General features: G+C 71.3%; 1 protein-coding gene. It reads left to right on the forward strand.

Annotated features, from left to right (window positions below):
• On the forward strand, positions 1-1001 hold a 1001-nt coding region (locus G4D86_RS51710; protein WP_240360975.1), incomplete at both ends, for a condensation domain-containing protein.

The raw sequence follows: 1001 nt of genomic DNA on the forward strand, positions 1-1001 counted from the left end.
GGCGTCGAGCTGCCCCTGCGCGCCCTCTTCGAGGCCCCCACCCTCGCGGGCCTCGCCAGGCGGGTGGAGCAGGCCACTCGCAACTCCGCCCTGCCCGAGCTGAGCGCCGCGCCCGTGGGCCCCCGGGTGCCCCTCTCCTTCGCCCAACAGCGCCTGTGGTTCATCGACCAACTCCAGCCTGACACTGCCACCTACAACGTGCCTCGCCTCCTGCGCCTGCGAGGCCCCCTGGACGCCTCCGCCCTGGAGCACGCCTTCTCCGAGCTGGTCCGCCGCCACGAGTCGCTGCGCACCACCTTCCACGAGGAGGCCGGAGACGCCTTCCAGCTCATTGCGCCTCCCACTCCCTTCCACCTCTCCCTGGTGGACCTGGCCTCCCACGAGGACCGGAAGGCAGAAGCCCGCCGCCTCGCCTCCGAGGAGGCCCTGCGTCCCTTCCACCTTTCCGCCGGGCCGCTGCTGCGCGCCCTGCTGCTGCGCCTGGACTCACGCGAGCACCTGCTGCTGCTCAACCTCCACCACATCGTCTCCGACGGCTGGTCCACGGGGGTGCTGGTGCGCGAGCTGAGCGCCCTCTACCGGGCCTTCGCCGCGGGCCAGCCCTCGCCCCTGCCCCAGCTGCCGCTGCAGTACGCCCACTACGCCGTCTGGCAGCGCTCCTGGCTGCATGGCGACAGCCTCGACCAGCAGCTGTCCTGGTGGCGACAGCACCTGCAGGGCGCTCCGCACGCACTGGAGCTGCCCACCGACTTCTCTCGCCCTCCCGTCCAGTCCTTCGCCGGCTCCTCCCTCCACTTCCACTTCCCCTCCGAGCTGAGCCAGTCCCTCCAGTCTCTCGCCCACCAGCACGGCGCCACCCTCTTCATGGCCCTGCTGGCCTCCACCCACTCGCTGCTCGCCCGCTACTCCGGCCAGGACGACATCGTCGTCGGCTCTCCCATCGCAGGCCGCCGCTTCGCACAGCTCGAAGGCCTCATCGGCTTCTTCGTCAACACGCTCGC

Source organism: Pyxidicoccus caerfyrddinensis (assembly GCF_010894405.1).
In the GTDB taxonomy this organism is placed as follows: Bacteria; Myxococcota; Myxococcia; order Myxococcales; family Myxococcaceae; genus Myxococcus; species Myxococcus caerfyrddinensis.